The organism is Arthrobacter sulfonylureivorans (genome assembly GCF_047607445.1).
GTDB lineage: Bacteria > Actinomycetota > Actinomycetes > Actinomycetales > Micrococcaceae > Crystallibacter > Crystallibacter sulfonylureivorans_A.
In genome coordinates this window covers 1-22,729 of the sequence record NZ_JBLKRT010000038.1, presented here as the reverse complement: position 1 = coordinate 22,729, position 22,729 = coordinate 1, and the positions used below count along the sequence as shown (strand labels likewise).

24 protein-coding genes are annotated in these 22,729 nt (G+C 64.9%); 11 read left to right on the top strand and 13 right to left on the bottom strand.

All coding sequences use genetic code 11. The features are described from left to right. Window positions 1–13: 13 nt before the first annotated feature. The 5 genes from ACMX2H_RS16275 to ACMX2H_RS16255 form a co-directional block, all read right to left on the bottom strand. The gene (locus ACMX2H_RS16275) at window positions 14–199 is read right to left on the bottom strand and encodes a hypothetical protein (protein ID WP_414961940.1); all 186 of its coding nucleotides are present in this window, start codon (window positions 197–199) and stop codon (window positions 14–16) included. A 342-nt stretch (window positions 200–541) separates the two neighbouring features. After that, a complete protein-coding gene (locus ACMX2H_RS16270; protein ID WP_414961938.1) occupies window positions 542–997 on the bottom strand; it encodes an SRPBCC family protein in 456 nt (151 codons plus the stop codon). Continuing rightward, window positions 990–1,328, bottom strand: a complete 339-nt coding sequence (locus tag ACMX2H_RS16265) for an ArsR/SmtB family transcription factor (RefSeq protein WP_136786294.1) — start codon at window positions 1,326–1,328, stop codon at window positions 990–992. Before ACMX2H_RS16265 ends, ACMX2H_RS16270 begins: the two co-directional genes overlap by 8 nt. A gap of 83 nt (window positions 1,329–1,411) precedes the next feature. Next, window positions 1,412–2,848 carry a DUF5129 domain-containing protein gene (locus tag ACMX2H_RS16260; protein WP_414961936.1) on the bottom strand — a complete coding sequence of 479 codons (1,437 nt, stop codon included), beginning with the start codon at window positions 2,846–2,848 and terminating at the stop codon, window positions 1,412–1,414. A 146-nt stretch (window positions 2,849–2,994) separates the two neighbouring features. Then, entirely contained in the window at window positions 2,995–4,551 is a 1,557-nt protein-coding gene (locus ACMX2H_RS16255; RefSeq protein ID WP_414961934.1) for an SLC13 family permease, read from the bottom strand. Window positions 4,552–4,844: 293 nt separating this feature from the next. On the opposite strand from ACMX2H_RS16255, the gene ACMX2H_RS16250 reads away from it, so the two are divergent. The 5 genes from ACMX2H_RS16250 (at window position 4,845) to ACMX2H_RS16230 (ending at window position 8,725) form a co-directional block, all read left to right on the top strand. Then, window positions 4,845–5,744, top strand: a complete 900-nt coding sequence (locus tag ACMX2H_RS16250) for a LysR substrate-binding domain-containing protein (protein WP_414961932.1) — start codon at window positions 4,845–4,847, stop codon at window positions 5,742–5,744. Then, on the top strand, window positions 5,734–6,834 hold the full coding sequence (locus ACMX2H_RS16245) for an enolase C-terminal domain-like protein (RefSeq protein WP_414961931.1): 1,101 nt from the start codon (window positions 5,734–5,736) through the stop codon (window positions 6,832–6,834). The genes ACMX2H_RS16250 and ACMX2H_RS16245 overlap by 11 nt, the downstream gene beginning before the upstream one ends. A gap of 32 nt (window positions 6,835–6,866) precedes the next feature. Beyond that, window positions 6,867–7,145 (top strand): muconolactone Delta-isomerase, encoded by a 279-nt coding sequence (gene catC, locus ACMX2H_RS16240; RefSeq protein ID WP_414961929.1) that lies wholly within the window; start codon window positions 6,867–6,869, stop codon window positions 7,143–7,145. A gap of 167 nt (window positions 7,146–7,312) precedes the next feature. Beyond that, window positions 7,313–8,164, top strand: coding sequence for a catechol 1,2-dioxygenase (gene catA, locus ACMX2H_RS16235; protein WP_414961927.1), 852 nt, complete (start codon window positions 7,313–7,315; stop codon window positions 8,162–8,164). Window positions 8,165–8,191: 27 nt separating this feature from the next. Then, the gene (locus ACMX2H_RS16230; protein ID WP_414961925.1) at window positions 8,192–8,725 is read left to right on the top strand and encodes a flavin reductase family protein; all 534 of its coding nucleotides are present in this window, start codon (window positions 8,192–8,194) and stop codon (window positions 8,723–8,725) included. A 94-nt stretch (window positions 8,726–8,819) separates the two neighbouring features. Here ACMX2H_RS16230 and ACMX2H_RS16225 read toward each other — a convergent pair whose 3' ends face one another. Continuing rightward, entirely contained in the window at window positions 8,820–9,296 is a 477-nt protein-coding gene (locus tag ACMX2H_RS16225; protein ID WP_414961924.1) for an SRPBCC family protein, read from the bottom strand. A gap of 159 nt (window positions 9,297–9,455) precedes the next feature. On the opposite strand from ACMX2H_RS16225, the gene ACMX2H_RS16220 reads away from it, so the two are divergent. Next, a complete protein-coding gene (locus ACMX2H_RS16220; protein ID WP_414961922.1) occupies window positions 9,456–10,502 on the top strand; it encodes an NAD(P)-dependent alcohol dehydrogenase in 1,047 nt (348 codons plus the stop codon). A 155-nt stretch (window positions 10,503–10,657) separates the two neighbouring features. Next, on the top strand, window positions 10,658–11,974 hold the full coding sequence (locus ACMX2H_RS16215; RefSeq protein WP_414961921.1) for a DUF4232 domain-containing protein: 1,317 nt from the start codon (window positions 10,658–10,660) through the stop codon (window positions 11,972–11,974). 102 nt (window positions 11,975–12,076) lie between these two features. On the opposite strand, the gene ACMX2H_RS16210 is transcribed toward ACMX2H_RS16215, so the two are convergent. Continuing rightward, window positions 12,077–12,640: a dihydrofolate reductase family protein gene (locus tag ACMX2H_RS16210; protein ID WP_414961919.1), complete on the bottom strand. Its 564-nt coding sequence runs from the start codon at window positions 12,638–12,640 to the stop codon at window positions 12,077–12,079. 97 nt (window positions 12,641–12,737) lie between these two features. Continuing rightward, on the bottom strand, window positions 12,738–13,217 hold the full coding sequence (locus ACMX2H_RS16205) for a hypothetical protein (protein WP_414961918.1): 480 nt from the start codon (window positions 13,215–13,217) through the stop codon (window positions 12,738–12,740). Between the two features lie 262 nt (window positions 13,218–13,479). Between ACMX2H_RS16205 and ACMX2H_RS16200 the strand changes: the two genes are divergently transcribed. Then, window positions 13,480–14,079 (top strand): TetR-like C-terminal domain-containing protein, encoded by a 600-nt coding sequence (locus ACMX2H_RS16200; RefSeq protein WP_414961916.1) that lies wholly within the window; start codon window positions 13,480–13,482, stop codon window positions 14,077–14,079. Window positions 14,080–14,155: 76 nt separating this feature from the next. After that, window positions 14,156–15,181 carry an LLM class flavin-dependent oxidoreductase gene (locus tag ACMX2H_RS16195; protein ID WP_414961914.1) on the top strand — a complete coding sequence of 342 codons (1,026 nt, stop codon included), beginning with the start codon at window positions 14,156–14,158 and terminating at the stop codon, window positions 15,179–15,181. 633 nt (window positions 15,182–15,814) lie between these two features. Here the strand turns inward: ACMX2H_RS16195 and ACMX2H_RS16190 are convergent. The 5 genes from ACMX2H_RS16190 to ACMX2H_RS16170 form a co-directional block, all read right to left on the bottom strand. Continuing rightward, window positions 15,815–16,690, bottom strand: coding sequence for an RES family NAD+ phosphorylase (locus ACMX2H_RS16190; RefSeq protein ID WP_414961913.1), 876 nt, complete (start codon window positions 16,688–16,690; stop codon window positions 15,815–15,817). Between the two features lie 154 nt (window positions 16,691–16,844). After that, window positions 16,845–17,777, bottom strand: coding sequence for a sce7725 family protein (locus ACMX2H_RS16185; RefSeq protein ID WP_414961911.1), 933 nt, complete (start codon window positions 17,775–17,777; stop codon window positions 16,845–16,847). Between the two features lie 6 nt (window positions 17,778–17,783). Further along, on the bottom strand, window positions 17,784–18,674 hold the full coding sequence (locus ACMX2H_RS16180; protein WP_414961909.1) for a sce7726 family protein: 891 nt from the start codon (window positions 18,672–18,674) through the stop codon (window positions 17,784–17,786). Between the two features lie 149 nt (window positions 18,675–18,823). After that, window positions 18,824–19,888, bottom strand: a complete 1,065-nt coding sequence (locus ACMX2H_RS16175) for an ATP-dependent DNA ligase (RefSeq protein ID WP_414961907.1) — start codon at window positions 19,886–19,888, stop codon at window positions 18,824–18,826. Between the two features lie 195 nt (window positions 19,889–20,083). Further along, complete coding sequence (locus tag ACMX2H_RS16170) at window positions 20,084–20,953, bottom strand: IclR family transcriptional regulator (protein WP_414961905.1); 870 nt, start codon at window positions 20,951–20,953, stop codon at window positions 20,084–20,086. A gap of 128 nt (window positions 20,954–21,081) precedes the next feature. On the opposite strand from ACMX2H_RS16170, the gene ACMX2H_RS16165 reads away from it, so the two are divergent. Together ACMX2H_RS16165 and ACMX2H_RS16160 are read left to right on the top strand one after the other, a co-directional pair. After that, window positions 21,082–22,050, top strand: a complete 969-nt coding sequence (locus ACMX2H_RS16165; RefSeq protein ID WP_414961903.1) for an ABC transporter substrate-binding protein — start codon at window positions 21,082–21,084, stop codon at window positions 22,048–22,050. Between the two features lie 10 nt (window positions 22,051–22,060). Beyond that, a partial coding sequence (locus tag ACMX2H_RS16160; RefSeq protein WP_462677834.1) for a cytochrome P450 family protein occupies window positions 22,061–22,729 on the top strand: 669 nt, incomplete at its 3' end.

Sequence of the window (22,729 nt, the reverse complement as noted above, 5' to 3'; positions counted from 1 at the left end):
AGTCGAGGGCTGTTCAGGCCAAGCGGTGCCGACCGGTTCCGCGGCTCCACGGAATCCAGCTGCGGCTGCGGCGCGGCTGGTTGAGATGGCCGACCTGTTCCATCGGATCCGCGGCGTCGTCCGGCAGCCGGCGGTCCTCGCCGGCCACAACGTGTGCGGTGCCCGGACCAGGTATTTGCGCGGCGGCAAGGTTCGGCATGCCGAGGTCCCTGCCCATCCCGTGGAGGGGCTTTGGCCCCATACGCTCCATCGTTTCGGACGAATTGTCGTCACGCCGTTGCTGATTTTCCCGCATGATGTGCCCCCATTGGCTGATCGGTAAATCCCCTGCGGCCTAGAGTAAACCGGTTTTCTCGGAAATGGTCGAAAAATTCCGAGAATTTTTGCCCGACGACCTGTGTGACCGATCGTTACATCGGCGAGTAGTGGTCACTCCGCCCCCCGAAGTCGCGGGTATGGGAAGCTGGAGACCCGCACCATGGTGGGCGGCCTCCGACCGAAGCCGGACGCCGCCGTCTTCATGGGAGACGCCTCTTAGGAGTCAGCTGAGTTGCTCCGCGAGGATGTCCAACGCCTCGCTCCAACCGTCGAAGACATTGTTATCTCCGGCGAAGCCAGCGATGCCACGGAGGTGGAAGGTCATCTCGGTGCGGCCGCCTTCCAGCTCGGCCAGCTGCACAGTGATGATCGGTGAGTCTTCAACTCGGTCACCGGGCGAAGCCCACGTGAAGACGAGCCGTTCCGGTTCCACCACTTCGAGATACTGCCCGGCCGTGGGATATTCGCTGCCGTCGGGGGCGATCATCTTGTACTCATACGTTCCGCCGACGCGTCCGTCGATCCGGACGAACTCGCGCGGGCTGGTGACTTCGCGGGGGTGCCACCAGCGAGCGGCTTCGTCCGGGTCTGTCCACGCGCGCCAGACGCTCTCGCGCGGTGCGTCGAAAACCCGGGTGATGGTGAACTGCTTGTCCTGGGTAGCGGTTTGTTCAGTCATTTTCGGTTTTCTCCTTGAGTTCGCGGAGCCGCTCGTCCAACAAATCAAAGCGCTCGTTCCAGAGACCGCGGTGATGGTCAATCCAGGCCGAAACGTCGTCCAAGGGTTCGGTGCGGAGGGTGCAATTTCGCCACTGTGCGGTGGCGGTCCGTTCGATCAGGCCAGCCTTTTCCAGCACCCGCAGATGCTGTGACACAGCGGGCCGGCTGATCTGGAACGGTTCTGCGAGTTGGCCGGCGGTGGCCGAACCTTGCCGCAACCGGGACAGGATGGCCCTGCGGGTCGGATCAGCCAGTGCGGCGAAGACCAAACTCAGCTGATCCCCTGCCATGTAAGCAACTCCTTATGTAAGAGATGCCTTAACCATACTCAGGCCTGCGCGGTCGTCAAGAGCTCCAGTCGCCGGAGGAAACCCTAGAACCTGGACGAACTGCCCGAACCGCTGAAACTCCCCCCGCTGCTGCCATAGCCGGTGGTGCTGCTGCTGCTGCGTGAGGAATCGACGCTGCTTTGCGCGGAGCTGTAGCCGGCGTTGAACGAGTAAGCGGAGTAGAACATGTACGGCGGGTATACCGTGTCCAGGATGGTGGGGGAGGACCGGCGGTCTCCGCCGCGGAGTTCCTCGTCCATCTCCTCGCGCATTTTGTCCTTCTCCGACGACGTTTTCGCATACGCCTCGATGACCCTGTCCGCATGCGCCTTCAGTAACTCCGTGAACTCGCTCCGGCTGTCCTGCACCAAGCGCAGAGCTCTGTCCGGTGTGGTCCTTCCGTCGGCGAGGCCGGCGGCCCAGTCCTCCAGCTGCTCCTGGGTACGGTCGCGGAAAGAGCGCAGCGACGCAGCCGTTGCCGCAGACCTTGCGCTCTCCGGCCCCTCGTCAATCAGCGAATCGATGCCGTCCAGATCCTCGCGCAAGGGTGCCAGCTGCCGGTCCCAGGCCCGCTCCCAGCCGGATGCCAAGTTCAGGAACGTGTTGGTGTCGGCGATGACGTCATCCAGTGCATCCAGCTCCGTCGCCATGCGCGCGTACTCGGCCGCTGTCTTGACGTTCTTGCCCCGCTTCAGATCCTTCTCGCTCATGGCGTGGACCCTGCTGTTGAGCCTGCTGGCTTCGGTGTAGCCGGTCATGAAGCCGCGGTACTTTTCCAGCACCAGCGAGCCGAATTCAGACGTCGGCGGAATGGTGTTCGCGTTGACCTCCGTGGCGTCCAGGTCCATGGAGACATTGGAGTAGCTGCGGTCGCCGCGCTCAATCTCGCGGCGCGCCCTGGCCAGGTTCTGCCGACGTACACCGAAGCGGACTCCGAAGAACCCGACGACGGCGATGCCCGCCGCCCAGAGGCTGCCGATGAAGGCCCCGGAGCGGTACCACGGGCGGTTGATCAGCTCAGCGCCGCGCTCGATGCCGGCGATGGTTCCGTCTGTCCACTGGGCATCACGGAACAGTTCTTTGGTGGCCTCCTGAATGTCCTCGCGCTGCTCCAGCGGGATCTTGCGGTCCTCGCCCATATAGGTTCCGACCCACCGGCCCACTGGATCCAGCGCGAAGATAAAGAGCCCGTCCGCCCACTTCTGACCGTCGGCGCTGAGCCACTCCGGATGCTGCGCGCGGGCGAAGCGAAGCACTTCTTCGTTGAGGTTGGCAGAGGCCGAGCCGTTGTAGGTGTAGACGGCAACCTTGGTCGGTTGGTAGAAGTCGATCGCCTCGACCGCGGGCAGGAGCGTGTTCTGGTCCAGGACGCCGGCGGTGTCCTCCACGACCACCTCCGTGGGGGTCACGGCGTGCGCGGCCGGGGCTGTGCCCAGCAGTCCGGCCAGCACCAACATCAGGGCGCCGATCATCCTCTTCATCTGTCCAGTTCCTTCGATTCCGTGGCGAATGGTTTCACCCGAACCCTACAGGGGTACGGGCAAGGTGGACGCCGCACACAACGGTGGGCCGGCTCCGCGAGCCGGCCCACCGCCGTCGTTATGCGAGTTCTGCCGCGGCGCGGGGACTAGAGGCTGACGCCGAAGACCAACGGGAGCAGGGTGTAGAGCGCCACCACGATCAGCACCAGGGACACCAGGTTCAGCCAGAGGCCGGCCCGCACCATCTGCTTGATGGACACCTCGCCGGAGCCGAAGGCCACTGCGTTCGACGGCGTGGCCACCGGCAGCATGTAGGCCGAGCAGACGGCCAGGGTCATGACGATGGTCATCAGGAGCGGATCGATGCCGACGCCTACGGCCACGGCGCCCATGATCGGGAAGAATGCCGCCGCGGTGGCGGTGTTGCTGGTCAGCTCGGTGAGGCCCAGACCGACCACGGCGGCAACCAGCACGATGACCACTCCAGGCATGCCGTTCAGCCCGCCGACCTGGTTGCCGATCCATTCGGACAGGCCTGTTGCGGTGAACATGGCGGAGAGTGAGAGGCCGCCACCGAAGAGCAGGAGCAGGCCCCACGGGATGTCACGGGCCGAGGACCATTGCAGCAGCGGTGCCGATCCTTTGCCGGCCGAGCGCTTGTTGGCCGGGACCAGGAAACAGGCAATGGCAGCGCCCATGGCCACCTGTGTGTCCGAGATGGTGGCGAGGAAGGGCAGGGTCTGGGCTACTGCGGGAATTTTTGCGATGAAGGGCACTGCCACCCAGAAGAAAATAGCGGCCAGGAAGATCGCGCCGACGCGCCGCTCAGGGGTAGTCATGGCGCCGAGCTTCGCGATTTCGTCACGGATGAGCTGTGCCCCGCCGGGAATCTGCTCCAGCCGGGTACGGAAGACGAGCTTGGTCAGCACAAACCAGGCGATGAACAGCATGACCGCCGCGAACGGCACACCGACCAGCATCCACTGGCCGAATTGCATCTCGTAGTTCTGTTCAGAACCGAGGTATGCGGCCATCAGCGCCATCGGTGGCTGGCCAATGAGGGTGGCCATGGAGCCGATGGTCACGCCGTAGGCGATGCCGAGCATCATGGCCGCGGCGAACTTGGCGTCTACCGCGTCACGGTCGATGTTGCGGATCAACTGCAGGATAGAGACGCCGATCGGCACCATGATCACGGCCGTGGCGGTGTTGGAGACCCAAGCCGAGATCATGGCCGAGGCGACCATCAGGCCGAGGACGATCTGCGCGGGGCGGGTTCCGACAGCTCGGATGGTCAGCAGCGCAATGCGCCGGTGCAGGTTGCTCTTCTCCGTGGCCAGGCCCAGGATCACTCCGCCCATCACGAGGAAGACCACCGGGTTGGCGTAGGGCGCGGCAACATTGGCCATGCTGTCCATCCCGAACAGCGGGAAGAGGACCAGCGGCAGCAGCGAGGTCACCGGGATGGGGGCGGCTTCGGTCATCCACCAGATCGCCATCCAGAGCGCACAGCCTGCGACGGCGCGGCCTTCGAACGCCAGCGAATCCGGCAGGATGAAGAAAAGGGCCAGCCCGGCCAGCGGGCCGGCGAGCAGCGCTACGAGCTTCCTGCCGGTACGGGTCTCGGGGGCTGTGGTCTGTTCAGCGTCGCCGCCGGGGCGCGCTTCGACCGCCTCGGGGCGGCTCTGGGTTTCCTGTGACATCAATCGTCCTTGGTTGTGCGACGGGGACCACACAACCGTAGTCAGGTGACTTGGCGAACAGAAGTACCTATTTAGGCCTCATTGATACTTCAGAAGTCATAGTCCGCGCACAGCTTTGTTTCACCCCGCCCACGGAAGGTGTGCGTGCTGCCATGGGCACGAGGTCCTGTCAGGATTGATATGCAGCGTGTATCAGTGGCGGCAAACTAAGTATTTTACCTGCCCAAATCCCACGCCTACAGTGGGTCAGAAGCCAGCGACCAGGCTGCGACCGGAACGGACAGGAGGCCGGCATGGAGACCCGCCAGCTGCGATACTTCGTGGCCGTGGCCGAGGAACGCCATTTCGGCCGTGCCGCGCTTCGCCTACACATGGCCCAGCCGCCGCTCTCGCACCAGATCAAGCAGCTCGAGGAACAGTTGGGCACCCAGTTGCTGGTCCGCACCACCCGCAAGGTCGAGTTGACGGCGGCGGGGGAGCTGTTACTGGTCCGGGCCCGCGGGCTGTTGGCCGAGATCGACCAACTGGGGCAGGACGTGAAGCTGGTGGGCCAGGGCGCCAGCGGCGTGCTGCGGGTCGGCGTGGTCGGATCGGCCACTTACCGGTTAATGCCCCGCATCGTCGAGACGGCGGGAAGGCGGCTCCCGGGACTGAAGCTCCATGTGCTGGGTGAAATGCTCACGCCTGCCTTGGAAGAGGCGCTGGAGGAAAACCGCATCGACGTCGCCGTGCTGCGTCCGCCGGTGCAGTCCGGTGAGCTGGAGCTGAAGTTCTTGGAGCAGGACGAACTTGTCGTTGCGCTGCCGGAAGACCACCCGTTGGCGTCTCACGGTTCGCTGGAGCTGGCCGACCTGGCCGGGGAAAAGTTCGTTTCCTATCCGCGGTCCTCGGCAGTGTGCGGCATCTTCATGGACGCCTGCCGCCGGGTCGGCTTCCGGCCCCGGATTGTGCAGGAAGCCAGCGAGACATCCACCCTGCTGGCCTTCGTCGCCTCGGGCATGGGGTTGGCGCTGGTGCCGATGACGCGCCGGGTGTTTGCCCTGCAGGGCACGGTGCTGCGTCCGCTGCGCGACGCCCCGGCCGTGGATTTGGCGCTGGCATGGCGGCGCGGCAGCGATTCCCCGCTGATCAGAAATTTTGTAGACCTGTTCGAAACATCCACTGTCCCGGAAGGAACCGCACGTGAAGATTGAGCGGATTGAGGCCATTCCCTATGCCATCCCTTACACGCACCCGCTGAAGTTCGCCAGCGGCGAGGTGACGACGGCGGACCACGTGCTCCTGCGCGTCCATACGGACACCGGGCTGGTGGGGGTTGCGGATGCGCCGCCGCGTCCATATACCTACGGCGAGACCCAGGCATCGATCGTGGCCATCATGGAGCAGGTCTTCGCCCCTCAAGTGACCGGCCTGGACGTGCTGGACCGCGGCAAGATCCATGCGGTGCTGAACCGCACCATCCACAACCAGGTGGCCAAGGGCGCGCTGGACATCGCCCTCTGGGACCTGATGGGCAAGGCCTTGGAGACCCCCGTGCACAAGCTGCTCGGCGGTTACACGGACCACATGCGCGTCAGTCACATGCTGGGCTTCCGCCCGGCTCAGGAGCTGTTGGACGAGGCCCTGCGGTTCGGCGAGGAGTACGGGATCACCACCTTCAAGCTGAAGGTAGGGCGCCGGCCGCTGGGCCTGGACATTGAGGCGTGCCATGTGCTCCGGGAAGGGCTGGGCGAGGACGTCGACATCTATCTGGACGCCAACCGCGGCTGGACCGCGAATGAAGCCCTTGAGGTCCTGCGCCGCACCGAAGGCCTGGGCCTGAGCTTGTTGGAGGAGCCGTGCGACGCGAAGGAGGCCATGAGCCGCCGACGGCTGGTGGAGAAATCCCCCATCCCCGTTGTGGGAGATGAATCCGTCCCCACCGCCGGTGATGTCTCCCGCGAGCTGCTTTCCGGAGGCTGTAATGCCATCTGCATCAAGACCGCCCGCAGCGGGTTCACCGAGGCGCAGCAGATCCTGGGCCTGTGCACCGGACTGGGCGTGGACGTCACCATGGGAAACCAGATCGACACCCAGATCGGTTCCTTGGCCACAGTCACGTTCGGTGCCGCGCACGAGGCCACCAGCCGGCGCGCCGGGGAGCTCTCCAACTTCCTGGACATGGCCGACGACCTGCTGGCCGAGCCCATCCGGATTGAAAACGGCACCATTTCCGTCCGCGACGTGCCCGGCGTCGGCGCCGCCATCGACGAGGGCAAACTCGCCAAGTACCGCTTGTCCTGACCCTTTCACCCAACACCCAGGAGAATTCGCAGATGCTGTTCCTCGCCCGAATGGAAGTCCAGTTCCCCGCACACCTGTCCGCGGAGGAGGTCACCCGGCTCCAAGGACTGGAGAAAGAGTACTCGCAGGCCCTGCAGCGGGACGGCCGGTTCGCCGGCATCTGGCGCATCGTGGGGGAGTACGCCAACTTCTCGCTGTTCGACGTCGCCTCCAACGACGAGCTGCACGAAATCCTCAGCGGTTTCCCGATGTACCCCTACATGAAGATCAAGGTCACGCCGCTGGCCAAGCACCCCAACTCCATCAAATGACCGCCGGGGTTTGACCGCCGGGAAATTCATATTTGATCGGTCCCAATGACGGGCCGATAGGTATTTCCCTCGACCACGCCCCGGGCCTACATTGAGACCCATATCACCGGCGGAATTCCCGCCGACAACCCCATTTCAACCACCACCACATTGCACGAGGGAGCGCCATGTCCATCGAATCCACCGCCAGCGCAGCCGCGTCCGGAAGCGCTGCTACCGACCGTTTCCGCCAGTCGGGCAAAACCTCGGCGGTCCACGCCAGCCAGGAGCGGGTGAACCTGCTGGCCAGCAAGCTGGTCAAGGCCGTCAACGACATCGTGCTCGAAGAGCGCGTGACGTATGACGAGTACAACGCCTTCAAGGCGTGGCTGATCAAGGTGGGCGAGGACGGCGAATGGCCGCTGTTCCTGGACGTCTGGGTCGAGCACTCCGTGGAGGACGTGGCCACCAGCCACCGCCATGGCAACAAGGGCTCCATCGAGGGGCCGTACTACATCCCCGACGCTCCGGAGCAGAAGTCTCCGGCGAAGATCAGCATGCGACCGGATGAAAAGGGCACCCCGCTGCTCTTCCAGGGCCAGGTCCGCTCCACGGACGGCTCCCCGCTGCCGAACGCCAAGATCGAACTGTGGCACGCCGACGAAGAAGGCTATTACTCCCAGTTCGCTCCGGGCATCCCGGAGTGGAACCTGCGCGGAAGCTTCATCGCCGATGCGCAGGGCAACTTCCACATCGACACCATGCAGCCGGCGCCGTACCAGATCCCCACCGACGGTGCCTGCGGCCAGTTGATCGCCGCCGCCGGCTGGCATGCCTGGCGCCCGGCCCACCTGCACCTGAAGGTCTCAGCGCCCGGCCACGAACTGCTGACCGCCCAGCTGTACTTCCCGGGCGACCCGCACAACGAGGACGACATCGCCACCGCGGTCAAGCCGGAACTGATGCTTGACATTAAGCCTGCCGAATCCGGCACCGGCGTGCAGACCACCTACGACTTCGTCCTGGACCCCGCGTCCTAGCCGGCCGCGCCGACCCAGGAGGACCCCATGTCGCCGCCCACTGCCCTGCCCGCCGTCGAGGCCCGGGGGCTGATGGAAGCCTTCGCCGGCTGGGGCAGTGCGGCCACCGTTGTGACCGTGAACGGCGGAGACGGAGCGCCCCGCGCCGTCGGGGCCAGCGCCGCCGGCCCGGTGTCGCAGGATCCGCCGCTGATCCAAGTCACTCTGTGGCGCAGCCCAGCGGCGCGGCGCGTGCTGGGCAATTCCACGTTCGCGGTCAATGTTCTCTCGCAAGACCAGTCAGACGACGCGCGCCGCGTTGCCTGTGGGGCGGCTTCCGGTCTCGCATGGCGGAACGACGGCGGCGTGCCCGTCCTGAGCGGCAATGCCGCCACGATCGTGTGCGCGCCGTGGAACGTGTACGACGGCGGCGACCACGTGCTCCTCGTGGGCGAAGTTTTGAAATACAGCCTGGGCGCTGCCCGGCCGCTGGTGCTGGGGGAGGGCCTGCAGTCCGGCGCGAACGAAGCTGGCCAGCAGCCTGAGCCAGTGCTGTGGTCGTGGGGCCGGTCCGGGCTGTGACAATCCTGCTGCCGCGGGGCTGAAGGCAGGAACAGCAACGGTGGGCCGGCTCCGCGAGCCGGCCCACCGCCGTCGTTATGAGGGGAAGTAAGGTCTAAAGCTGCGTGCCGGTGGGGCCGCTGTCGTTCACTTCGCCGCGCCAGGCGCCGGTCTCGGTGCCGCGGGTTTCGATGAACTCCTTGAACTTCTTCATGTCCGACTTCACCTGCCTGTCGTCAAGGTTCAGAGCCGCGCCTGCCTTCTCGGTGAAGGTTTCGGGGTCCCATTCGAAGCGGACGGACACCTGGGTGCTGTCGGCTCCGAGCTGGCTGAACGTGACGACGCCGGCGTGCGACTTGCCGTCGACGCTGCGCCACGCGATGCGCTGGTCCGGCTGCTGCTCGACGATCTCGGTATCGAACTCGCGCTCGACGCCGCCGATCTTCGTCTTCCAATGGTTGGTGGTGTCAGTCAGCTGCGTCACCGACTCCACCCCGGACATGAAGTTCGGAAAGGACTCGAACTGCGTCCACTGGTCGTACGCGGTACGTACCGGAACGGCTACATCAATGGTTTCTTCCACGGTCTGCATTCATTGCCTCCTTTGGAATAGGGCCGGCCCCGCCATTGCGGGTTCGTGACGGCCTCACAACCCCCACGGTACACAAAAGACAGCTTGCTGACTAATGTCGATTCGGTGGGTAGGGTGGCTGGCGGAACCATCCAGCAGAATCGATCGAAGGAGTGGAGCATGCGCGCCGTAGTGTTCGAGGAATTCAAGACGTTCCCCACAATCAAGGACGTGGAGCGGCCGAAGCCGCGGGCCGGGGAAGTGCTGCTGAAGGTTGCCGGCGCCGGCGCCTGCCACTCCGACGTGGCGATCTACCACGACTTCGAGGCCGGCGGACCGGGCGCGGTGCCGCCGCCGTTCACCCTGGGGCACGAGAACTCCGGCTGGGTGGAGGAACTTGGCGAAGGCGTTGAGGGGTTCAACGTCGGTGACGCCTACCTGGTTTACGGGCCGATCGGCTGCGGGCACTGCAAGGCCTGTTCGCGCGGCCAGGACACCTACTGCGAGAACGCCGCCAAGATGCCGTACCTCGGCGTTGGTTTGGGGCGCGACGGCGGGATGGCTGAGTACGTTTCGGTCCCCGCCCGGAATCTGGTGCCGTTGGGCGACGCCGACCCGGTTGCCGCGGCGCCGCTGGCCGACGCCGCGCTCACGCCATACCACGCGATCAAACAAGCGCTGCCGCATCTGGCTGGCGGCGGCAAATATGCGCTGGTGATCGGGCTCGGCGGACTGGGGCAGATCGCCGTGCAGATTCTGAAGGCGCTCACCGGTGCCACCGTGATTGCCACGGACATGAAGGAAGACGCCATGCGCAAGGCCGAAGAAGCCGGCGCGGTGACCGTCCCCGGCGGCGAGGGGCAGGCGGAGCGGATCCGCGAGATCACCGGCGGGCGCGGAGTCGACGCCGCCTTCGACTTTGTTGGCGTCGGTCCGACCGTCAAGACGGCCGCCGCCTCGATGGCCCGGCTGTCCCGGCTGACCGTCGTGGGCATCGCCGGCGGCACCCTTGAGTGGAGCTTCTTCACCAACCCGTACGAGTCGGTCGTCACCAACACCTACTGGGGCACCATTGAGGACTTGCACGAGGTGGTGGACATGTACAAGGCCGGCCAGATAGTGCCGGAAGTCCAGCGCTTCAGCATGAACGAGGCCCTGGACGCCTACCGCAAGCTGCAGGCCGGCGAAATCTCCGGCCGTGCTGTGGTGGTCCCGCACGGCAGCTAGCCAAAGTCACGGCACGACGGCGGTGGGCCGGCTGAGATTGCTTGCCTCCGTTGTCGTCGGGACGGGGCGGGGCCGGGCCCGCACGGGGTGAGGCGCCGGGGTTGCGGCGCATGGGGTGGGCGAGGCGGTGAATCCGCCTCGACTACGCTGGCCCCGTGACTGAATCCCGGCGCGCAGCGCCTTCCACCCGGCGTCCGGCTGGTTCCCGTCAGCGCGCCGCCCTGGTCCTGGGCGCGGCTTCTTCGGCGGTGTGGCTGCTGAGCACCGGCGCCTTTGCCCTCGTGGCGGCCGGCGGCCGGCCGTTTCCGATGAGCGCGGTGGGGCTGGTCTTTCCGGCTACGGTGCCGGGCTGGCTCGCATCATCGGTGGTCCCTTGGCCGCTGGCAGCCGTGCTGGTTTCCGCGCTCGCGGTGGGTGGCGTGGCGTTCGCCCTAGCCCCGCTTGCCAGCGCGGCGGCTAGGCCTGGGACCGCCACGGCTGCTGGGCGCACCCCTGCTGCCACTGGAGCCGTCTCCGCTGCCGCCGGCCACACCCCTGGCATCACCTCAGCCGGCACAGCGCGCCGCGGCACGGTGATCCTGGCGCTGTGGTGCGTCGTGATTCTGGCTGCGGCCGTGACCGGCGGATTGGTAGCACTCGGCGGAATCGCCGCGAACTGGCCGCCTTCCCGGTTGTTGGAGTTGGCAAGCCCGGTGGTGCCAGCGGTGTCAACGGCCGCGTATTGGGGAGTGCTCTGGGGGTGGCTGCCGGCCGTGCTGGCCGCCCGCCCGCTGCTGCAGCAAGCCGTCGCCGGACCGACAAGTCCCGCCACCTCCGCCCGCTCCGCCAGCCGGGATGAACCGGGCTCGCGAAGCTGGCTCCGCCCGCTCCCGGCAGCATTGTTCGCGGTGCTGCTGGTCGCGGCTTTTCCGCTGGCGCAGAGCGCGAACCAGGCGGCAGCACCCGCGCCGCCGGTTGCCGAACCGCTGCCCGAGCCGGTGGTCTATGGCTCGCCGCCGGTGTCGGCAGCTGTTGAATCCGGGGCGCCGGAATCGGTCAATCCCGATCCCGAGGGCGGGCGGTGGTGCACCGGTGGGGACACCGCCGTCGTTCTGGGAGGGGGCGATGCAGCAACCGGACACCGGGCGCAGGAACTGCTCATCAACAACACTGGCGAGGCTGCCTGCACGCTGGCCCGCTATCCGGACATCGCGTTCGACGACGAGGGCGGCTCCGCGATGAGCGTGCTGGTTTTCCGGGGCGGCACCTTCATGACGGACGATCCCCGGCTGGAACCCGTCGTGCTGCAGCCGGGCACCTCGGCGCGGGCGCTGCTGGGCTGGAACGCGATGGCTGCGGCCGGTGACACCCGTGTGGGCACCGTGCTGGCGGCACCGTACGCGGGCACCGAGCGGGAGAAACTGCCGGTGGTGCTGGACATCGTCAACGGCGGGGCGGTTGCAGTCACCGCGTGGCAGGCCGTCGACGGATGAACGGCCGAGGCATACCCGGACCGTAGGCCAACGCCGACGTGGGCGGGACGAGCTGACGCTGGTGTAACCACTCGTGGTGGACGTGCCACCTGTCGCGGTTATTCAGCGCCTGGTCACGTACCTCGTCAGGAGCACGCCGTCGGGAAACTCCCGGGTCTCCACCAGATTCAGATTCACCCAATTGTCCAGCGCCGTGAAGAACGGCGTGCCGCCGCCCACCAGGACGGGGTGGGTGGCCAGCACGTACTCATCGATCAGCCCGGCCCGCATGGCCGCCGCAGCCAGAGTGGCGCCGCCGACGTCCATCGGGCCGCCATCCTCGGTCTTGAGCCGGGTGATCTCGGTGACAGCATCGCCGCTGACCAGGCGGCTGTTCCAATCGACCGCGCTGGTCGTCGAGGAGAACACCACCTTCGGCATGTCGCGCCAGCGGCGGGCGAACTCGATCTGCGCCGGTGTGGCGTCAGGCTGCTGGTCGGCGGTCGGCCAAGCGGAGCTCATCGTCTCCCAAAGCTTGCGCCCGTACAGTGCCAGACCCGTCGCCGCCACGCGGTCGGACCACCACTGGAACAGTTCGTCGCTCGGCACGCTCCAGCCGAGGTCGCCGCCGGGCGCCGTGATGTAGCCATCCAGGCTCAGATTCATGGCAAAGGTCAGTTTCCGCATGAGTTCAGCTTCCCGTGAGTCGGTATCCGGGGTACAGATGGTACCGGCGGTCTTTCGCAGTTTCGATGGGCGGCAAGCGCGGGGCGAGACGTCAGATTTACCATCCGACGATGGCCAGCACGATGGCTGCGACGCCGAAGGGGACGTCGAGCACAAAGCAGAACTCGGCCAGCGACCGCGGGACCACCGCGTTGCGCCGCCAGTGCACGTAGTCCCAAGCAGCGTGACTGGCCAATGCGAGACCGGCCAACACGAGACCTAGACGTGGGGAGACCAGGACGGCAACGACGGCCACGCCGCCAAAGCCGAGCATCGCCAGCCCCTGGGCGGTGAGGGAGCGGATCTGGGCACGGCGCAGCACGCCGACCACGACCAGCATGGCAGCGAAGCCCGCCAGGCCCACCCACCAGGAGATGCCGGCGATCTCGCTGACGATGACCACGATCGAAGCGACGGGGATTGCGGCCCAGCCGATCCAAGGGCGGCCCAGCGCGGAGGCGGCCAGGTAACAGCTAGCCGCCGCCGCCACAGTGATGGCCACCGCACCGGTGGCCACTCCGGTGGCGATCTGAAACATTGCAGCGGCCAACCCCAACGCTGCTGGCCAGTACGCCAGTACAGGCCGCCCACCACGGGCAGTACCATCCGCAGCTGCAGTCACTGATCGATTCGTCGACATCATGGCGCCATCCCCATGTAGAAGTAGTGGTCAGTGAACCTGAAAACCTGTCGCTTCATGGCGCAACCCTCAGGTTCTTGGTAACGCGAAGATACTCGCGCTAGTGACTATACGCTTAGCCGGAAAATTAATGCAAGGAAATTCGCGTTATGATTCCGGCATGGACCACGGACGAACCATGAAGCGCCCCGGAGGACGGTCGGCACGCGTCCGCTCTGCCGTTCACACGGCGGTGCTGGAGCTGTTGGAAGCGCGCTCGTGGGAGGAGCTGAGCGTCCCGCTGGTGGCCGAGGTGTCGGGGGTGCACCAAGCGACGATCTATCGAAGGTGGGGGACGATGTCAGCCCTGCTGCACGACGTGGTCAACGAGTGGTCGGCCACTACCGCGTCGCTTCCGCACACCGGTTCCCTGCGCGGCGACCTCCACATCTACGCCGCGGCGGTCGCGAAGTCGCTGAGGGATGGGAACGTTCCGCTGATCCTCCGGGCCGTGGTCTTGGAGATCCGTCCGGGAGAACGGCATCGGGCTTCGCCGGCGTTCGCCGAACGCGAGCGTCAACTGCAGTTGATGCTCGACCAGTCAGAGGAGCGCGGCGAAGCGGTGCCAACGCTGGCGGAACTATTGGAACTGGTCGTGGCGCCCTTGTACTTCTACGCGCTGTTCACCGAACCGATGACCGAGGCGGAGGCGGCTCGTCTCGTCGATCGGCTACTCGACATCGTTGCCCGCCGTGGCCCCGGATCCGCGGCGACCTCATGAGCGCCTCATGGGACGGACTGCGCGGAATGGAATCTGCGCACGGAATCAGCGGAGCGTCCGCGGTGTTGAGCCGGATGTGAAGCGTCTAGGTTTTCTCTCGTTCGGCCATTGGAGCCCGGCCATCGGTTCGCCCGTCCCTACCGCTGCAGAGGGCCTGCTGCAGAGCATTGACCTGTCCGTGGCCGCGGAAGAAGCCGGCGTGGACGGTGCCTACTTCCGGGTCCACCACTTTGCCCGCCAGCAGTCTTCGCCCTTTCCGCTGCTGTCGGCCATCGCCGCGCGCACCAGCCGGATCGAGATCGGCACCGGCGTGATCGACATGCGCTACGAAAACCCGCTGTACATGGCCGAAGAGGCCGCGGCGACGGACCTGATCAGCGGAGGACGCCTGCAGCTGGGCATCAGCCGGGGGTCCCCCGAGCCGGCGTTGAACGGGGCCGCGGCCTTCGGCTACCGGCCGGCCGACGGCGAGACCGATGCGGACATGGCCCGCCGCCACACCACGGTGTTCCGCCGCGCCATCACTGGCGCGGGGATGGCGCCGGCGGACCCGAACCACCTGCAGGGTCGGCATGCCGGAATGCTCCCGGTGGAACCTGTCTCTGCCGGGCTGCCGGAACGGATCTGGTGGGGTGCCGGATCGCGGGCCACCGCGGTCTGGACCGCCGAGCAGGGGATGAGCCTGATGAGCTCCACGCTGCTGATCGAAGACACCGGCGTGCCCTTCGACCAGCTGCAGGCCGAACAGATCCACCTGTTCCACGAAGCCTGGCAGAAGGCCGGCCACGCCCATGTTCCCCGGGTGTCGGTCAGCCGCAGCGTGATGCCGATTGTCGACGACGAAGACCGCCGGTACTTCGGGCTGCGCGGCCAGGCTGACCAGCATGACCAGGTTGGCATGCTGGACGGTACCCGCTCCCGGTTCGGCAAGAGCTACATCGGCGAGCCGGACAAGATTGCCGCGGACCTGGCTATCGACCAGGCCGTGCAGGCCGCGGACACGGTGCTGCTGACCGTGCCGAACTACCTGGGCGTGGACTACAACGCCAAGCTGCTGGGCAACATCGTGCAGCACGTGGCGCCGGCCGCCGGCTGGCGGTAGCTCCCGGCTACTGCAGCACGTCGTTCAGGTCGTAGGAGACCGGCTCGTCCAGCTGGCCGTAGGTGCATGATTCCGGATCCCGGTCCGGCCGCCAGCGAACAAACTGCGCGGTGTGCAGGCAAACCCCGCCTGGCCCAGCTTGTATCGATTCCTCGTTGATCGAGGTGTTCGCCGCTGATCAAGATTAGGCCTCTCCCTTGGCACGCTCATAAGAGGAGATCTGCTCAGTAGGTTGTTCAGCTGATACGAGGCGGCTTCCTTGCAACTCGTTTCTCGACTCCCTTGAACGGTCCCTTCGATTTTTTAGACGTCAGGTAGTTGGCTTTGCCGTCGTACTTGTCCCAGCGGAAAGTGACCAAGTTGAACAGCTGGAATCTATTCCTTTGCTGACCGACTCGATAGCCTTTGCCTGTGTTAGTCCCCAACCCCAGCCTCCCGATGCTCCCTCACATTCACAGTGATTCTAGTGGGTTGCAAGTGGAGGCATGGCCAGAAGATTTTCATAGTGCAGCGGGTGCCAGGCTTCGAATGCACTGGAATTGTCACCTTCTCTTCACTTTTGGACATGGCTGAAGGAGTGGTCACGGACTGTGGAATGGGCTTTCGATTCGCTCTGTAAGGGGCTCGCAGGTACTAAAGGCTGATCCGAACGCTTACCTGCTCGACCGACACCTCTTCGATGTGGACAGCCTTCGCGAGCTCTGGCCTGAACATAGCGATGTTGATTCCATCGTCGCTGCTAACGGAGCTTCTGTAGAGTACGCCGTCGAACCCGCAAGTCTTGATGTACTCGCAGAGGTACTGCGTAGGGATGTACTCATAGGGGGCTCCACGGGGCTGGACAGGCCGCGTCAGTTCATCGCCCAGACGTTCCAAGAGCGGCAGGTCGGCACGGAGTTTGATGATCTGGCTCTCATCGCCGAAGAGCGGTGAGATCAGTCCTCTCGGGTCCCTAAGATCTGCGAACTTCAATTCCGAGCTTGCCAGCTCAAACTCAGCAACGCATGCACGCTCTCCCGTGTGCGGTCTGAGCTCGGCAACCGAAGTAGCTCGAGTAGATCCGAGATACAAGTAGGGAATGCCAGCAGGGTTTGCCCGTCCGTGCCCGGCAAGGTGCGGAGGTGGAGCCCCCATATCTTTCAGCTCATATGGCACGTCGTTGCTCGTCAGACGCGCTCGGTACCAAGCCAGATTCTCGAGCGACGACTGTGGCGTTATCAGCTGGTTCAGCAGCTCCGCGATCCGATCCATGTCCATCGGTTCCTCAAGGAACCAGCGGTTCCCGTGCATCATCTCGTCTCGCAGATCTTCCCAACGCCTAAGGTTCCCGCCGCCGGAATGCGCAATCGGGGAGAAAGCCCTGCGGACGATCTCGCCGTCGTCGAGCACGTCGGCAAGCAGCTCCTTCGCGTCGGCCGGACGCAAGCCGGAGTCGCGGAACATCCTCCATTCTTCCGTCAGGAGCTGTACGATTGGTGCGCCATCATCGACCTCTTCGTACGTCGCCATGAGCGTCGAGAACCATTGGCCCAGTCTCTGGGGTTCCACACACGACGTGGCGGCCTGTCCACAATAGTCACAGGTTTGGACGACTGGATCGCACTGGTCAATGAACTCCTCGCGGATCAGACGGTCCCCGAAGCAGTTCGCGCAGCATCGGCGGCTACGCATTCGAGTGAAAGTAAGCGAGGGTCTCAAGGTGATGTTTGATCGACAGCTTCTTCACATAACCCAGGCCAGGAAAGTGACCACGGTCATGGAGGTCGCGGAACTCTTGCACCGCAGACGTCTCTAGCACGTTCGAGCCGTCGCGGTCCACCTCTGCGATCAATTTTCCGAGAGCCTGCGAAAACTTCCCGGCCGGATCGACGGGAGTGTCGTTCGTGTCGGACACGAAGTGGTAGACAAACATCGCGTCGTCTTGCACAGAGTCGATGAAAGTTAAATGGATCGCCACGGCGTAGGCTGGCCCGCCGCCTTCTGCGTAATGATCGCCTACTGTCAGGAAGTCGCCGTACCCGTCGCCGCCCAGTTCGTCGAACGTCACGTGCAAATCCGAGAATCGATCTCTGAAGCCATAATCGGCGTTCTTCTTGCGCTCGAATCCGTCCTCTACCAGAATGCGACGGCCTCCCTTGAACGGCCGCCTGTAGAGAGTATTTCGGGCATCCAGGAAGATGTGGGTGTAGTCGCCTGCGGGCAAGCTAGCGGCAAGGCCTTTGCCGTCCGTGAAGCCTGCATGGACCAGATGCAGCGGGCGTTCTTCGTAGGGCGACATTTTTTCCAGCACGTCATCGACGTTCATCGTGCTCGTCAAGAGCAGGGCAGGTGAGATCGCATCGTTGTCTCCGTAGCTCTGCGTTAAGTAGGCGGCGAGGTTCTCGCCGTCGTTCTTAAGGTCGCCATAGCGCGGGTTGACGATGACCGCGGCAGTTGCCCCTTGGTTCACAAGCTCCTGCAGCGTCCGCTGAAGGCCGCTGAAAGTCTCGCGGACTGGTTCGATGATTGGATTGAAACCCGCGTCGGCGATCACCTCCGCTGACTCCCGAATAGCCAGGAGCTCGAACTGTTTACCGCGAAAGAAGGGATAGTACATAGTGTCCTAACTCCAAGCGAGTACGGATGATAGCGGCTGCCGAGTCGCCGCGCTCAGATTCCGCTGGGCTGCTGCTGACATATTGGCAGAGAGAATTGCTGCTCTGAGTGGCTCCGGAAGTTGCCTGAGGAAGGGCTCGAGTTCGGCGCGTGACCGGGTGGACTTGAGCACGCTCACGGCTCTGGCATGAACGTTTGCTGAGTCTAGTTCGGCAAAAATTTTGCGAAGTACGCCCCATCGTCGTGTGTTTGGCACGTCGGGGAAAGGGATGCCCAAATCGGTGAGCACATCAATGGCTTCTTCTACCCGGAGCGTGGAAAGGATCGCCAAGGGAGACGTCCGTTCTGGCAGATTGACTGCTTCTCGCACGATCTGGAGCCGGAATCGAGCGGAAAGCACAAGCACTCCGACGTCCTCTGGAGCGATGCTCAGCACAGTCTCGGCTTGCGTTGGGCTCGTTACCACGTTCACGCTCGCGAAGACGGAACGATAATCGGCGAGCTGACCGGCAAGGCGCTGAAAAGAGTCGCGCTCGGACTTTATCTCGTACGCCGTGGCAGTACCGTTGAGCACAACGACGTCTGCCTTTGAGCTTCCGGCCCGTAGCTCGTTCAGTACTGTGGCGGTCCGGAGGTTATGCCTGCCCAAGACGATCTTCTGCGTGATGGCTGTGCGATAGACATAGTCATCACGGTTGCCCATCTTGCATAGAAAGGAGAACGCCAACTCGAAGGCGTCAGCAAGAGTCGCACCCTCCGATAGCATCGCAGGGATGCGGGCTTCCGCCAGCAGACGTGCTAGGAGCGGGGACCGTCCTGTTTTTCCGATCTCTCGCAGCACGGCTGGAGAGAATATGCGAGAGAGGGCTGCCAACTCCCTCTTGGTGGAGGTGCTCATGATTTCCCCCCTGTGGCAGCCCGTGATCCGTTCCATCGTAATCGCTCCTAGTTCATGCCCCGTAACCCAGGTGGGCCGAGCGTGTCGCCGATGGTCGTCAACAACTGGGGGAATGCGGAACGGTGATCGTGAGAATGCACGCCAATTTATTACTGCAGCACGTCGTTCAGGTCGTAGGAGACCGGCTCGTCCAGCTGGCCGTAGGTGCATGATTCCGGATCGCGGTCCGGCCGCCAGCGGACAAACTGCGCGGTGTGCCGGAAGCGCTCGCCCTCCATGTGGTCGTACTTGACCTCCAGCACCCGCTCCGGCCGCAGCGGCACGAAGGACAAGTCCTTGCCCCCGCTCCACCGGCTGCCCTCCGAGGTGAGCGGTGTCCGTTGGCCCGCCTCGTGCTGCTCCCGGTTCCAGGGGTGCTCGCCGGAATCGGCAATCAGCGGCTGGAGTTCCTCAAAGAGCTCTTCGCGGCGCTTCATGCTGAATGCCCCGGCCACACCCACATGGACCAGCGTCCCTGCATCGTTGTAGATGCCCAGCAGCAGCGACCCCACCCGGCCCGGGCCGCTCTTGTGCACCCGGTAGCCGGCCAGCACGCAATCGGCCGTGCGCTCATGCTTGATCTTGAACATGGTCCGCTTGTCCGGCTGGTAGGTGCCGTCCAGCGGCTTGGCCACCACACCGTCCAGCCCGGCGCCCTCAAATTCGTGGAACCACTTCTCGGCCACCGCCGGATCATCCGTAGTCCGCGTCATGTGGATGGGATTGACGACGGCTGAGAGCGCCTTCTCCAGCGCGGCGCGGCGTTCCTCGAACGGGCGGGAGGTCAGGTCTTCATCGCCGAGCGCCAGCAGGTCGAACGCCACGAACCGGGCCGGCGTCTGCACCGACAGCAGCTTGACCCGGCTCGCGGCCGGGTGGATGCGCTGCTGCAGCATCTCGAAGTCCAACCGGTCGCCGCCTTCCCCCACCAGGATGATTTCGCCATCCACCACACAGCGCTCCGGCAGCTGCTCGCGGAAAGCCTCCACCAGTTCGGGGAAGTAGCGGGTCATCGGCTTCTCGTTCCGGCTGCCGATCTCCACGGCGTCGCCGTCGCGGAAGATGATCGAGCGGAAACCGTCCCACTTCGGCTCGTATTTCATTCCGCTGTCGGGGATTTTGGCCACCCCTTTGGCCAGCATGGGCGGTACGGGCGGCATCAGCGGCAGGTCCATGCGCCCATTCTGCGTGCTGTCCGGCCCGGTGTCCACGGCCCCCAGCCCGACGACTATTCAGCAGGCGCTGTTCCCGCGTCCGGAAAGGGCGCCTGCTGAACAGTGAATGCGCTGAACACCGGATGCCCGGATCAGCGGGCGGTGCTGGTGGGCGCCGGAAGCGGACGCGACACCGAGCCGAAAACGGAGATCAGCTCAGCGGCGGGTCTGGGGTCGGGGCGCGCTGGGCAGGTACTCCATCGAATCGAGCGAGGAGCTAACCAGCGTCCGGTAGCGGCCGCCGGGAGTCGCAGCCGGATCGTTCGAGGGGGCGTAGGCTGCGTGGAGGTCCTTGCCGATGCCTTGCGCCGCAGCCTGCAGCAGCCGCACGAGGCCGGTGATGGGCGCGTCGTCGTTCGGCACCACCACGCTCACCGCGGCGACCACCAGATCGTTGACCCCGCGGATGGGAACGGCGATTCCGCGCGCTTCAGGGTGGATGTAGCCCCTGCCGCAGGCATAGCCGTCGCGGCGGATCTGCTGCAGCAGGCTGCGCAGGCTTTCCGGTGTCTGGACAGTCTGGTCGGTGTAGCGGAACAGGTCGCCGGCCAGAACCTCGTCCTGGAATTCGGCATCCGAGTGGGCCAGCAACACTAGCCCGCTGCTGGAGGCGTGCAACGGCAGCCGGCCGCCCACCAGGGTCACGTTGACCACTGCGTCGCGCGCGGAGAGCCGCTCCAGGAAAAGCACTTCGTATCCTTCCAAGATCCCGAGCTGGGTATGTTGGCGAACCCGTGCCTGGACCTCCTGCAGATACGGCTTGGCGATCTCGCGCAGTCCCAGCGCGCCGGGTGTCCGGCACGCGATTTCCCACAGGCGCACCCCGAGGCGGTAAGTCTTGTCCAGCTGCCGTTCCAGCAGGCCGTACTGTTCCATCTCGGCCACCAGACGGTGGGTGGTCGCCAGCGCCAGCCCGCTCCGGACCGACAACTGCGAGACGGTGAGAAAGACGGCGTCGACGTCGAACGCGGCAAGGATCTGCATGACCCGGCTCAAAGCAGAGCGTCCGGCTGACGACTTCGCCATGAGTTTTTCCTTTCATCGGAAAGCATACTGTTCGGCAATTGTGGCACACCTCATAGTTCTGAGTGCCGGCAGAGGTGGCCGGGAACTACGGATGCGGGACGGCAGGTCCCGGCGCGGGAAGGATGAAGATGCTTCGACGGAGAAACATCACCACAGCGGCAACCTTCGCAGTATTGACGACGGCGGCGCTCGCCCTGAGCGCGTGCAGCGGCAACGCGGCGGCAGATTCGGAGGCCAATGCCGGAGCGGGCGGGTCGGTCCAGGTGGGCTACTTCCCGCTGGTTCACACCTCCACCGCCGTCAACGCGGATGAGGCCGGGATCTTCACTGAGAACGGGCTCGACGCCGAGTTGGTGGCCACCCAAGGTGGTGCCGCAGCTATTCCGGCGCTGATTTCCGGCAGCGTCGACATCACCTACAGCAACTACACCTCGGCGCTGTTGGCCGTGGAGAAGGGCCTGCCTATCCGTTTGCTCTCCGGCAACGACGTAGGCAGCGCCGATCACGGCATCTTCGTCACCGCCGAGTCCGGCATCGAAAAGGTCGCGGATCTCAAGGGCAAGACATTCGCCGTGAACAACCTGCAGAACATCGGAACCGTGGCGATCAAGGCGCTGATGGAAGACGCGGGCCTCGCTGCCGACGACGTGAAGCTGGTGGAGATGCCCTATCCGGACATGCAGGCTGCCCTGGAGCGGGGTGCGGTGGATGCCATCTGGCAGGTGGAGCCCTTCCAGTCCAGCGCCACTGCAGCTGGACTGGTCAAGATCGGCGACTTGTTCAGCGGGCCGGTGGCGGACATGCCGGTGGCTGGCTGGGTCACCACGGAGGCCTTCGCCAAGGAAAACCCGGAAGCGGTCGCGGCCTTCAAGAAGTCCATCGCGGCATCGGCTGACCAGCTGCAGGGCAACCGGGAACGCTTGGTCGAGTTGGTGCCGAGTTTCACCAAGGTGACAGCGGACGTGGTTGACGCCGCGGAAATGCCCCGGTTCCAGGGCGAACTGGATGTGGAGCAGTTGCAGAAAACCGCCGACCTGATGCTCAAGTACAAGATCACCGGCAGCGAGCTGGACGTCCAGTCGCTGGTCGCCGAGTAGGAGGAACTCCATGACAGCCGAAACCCTCGCTGCGAACGCTCCGGTGCTGGACCTCGACCCGTTCAGCGACGACTTCCTCACTGATCCCTACGATGCGCACGAGCAGATGCGTGAAGCTGGCCCGGTCTTCTGGCTAGAGCGCTACGGGGTCTATGGCGTGGCCCGCCACGACGAAGTCTCCCGGGTGCTGACCGATCATGAAACCTTCGTCTCCTCGCGCGGCGTCGGCATCTCCGACTTCGCCAAGGAAAAGCCGTGGCGGCCGCCGAGCCTGCTGCTGGAGGCGGACCCGCCGCACCACACGAAGGCCCGGCAGGTGGTCACCAAGATCCTGACCGTGAAACTGCTGCGCTCGCTGAAGGACGGTTTCCAAGCGCACGCGGATGAATTGGTGGCCCGGGTAGCCGCACAAGACGGCGTCATTGACGGGGTCCACGACCTTGCCGAGCCGTATCCGCTCGCCGTCTTCCCGGATTTCATCGGACTGGCCAAGGACGGCCGCGAGAACCTGCTGCCCTACGGCTCGATGGTCTTCAATACCTTCGGTCCGCGAAACGGCCACTTCGAACGCGCCCTCGAGCGCGGAGCCGCAGTGCAAGGCTGGATCATGGAACAGTGCCGGCCGGGTTCCCCGGCACCGGACGGGCTGGGCGCCCAGATCCACGCCGCTGCTGCCCAG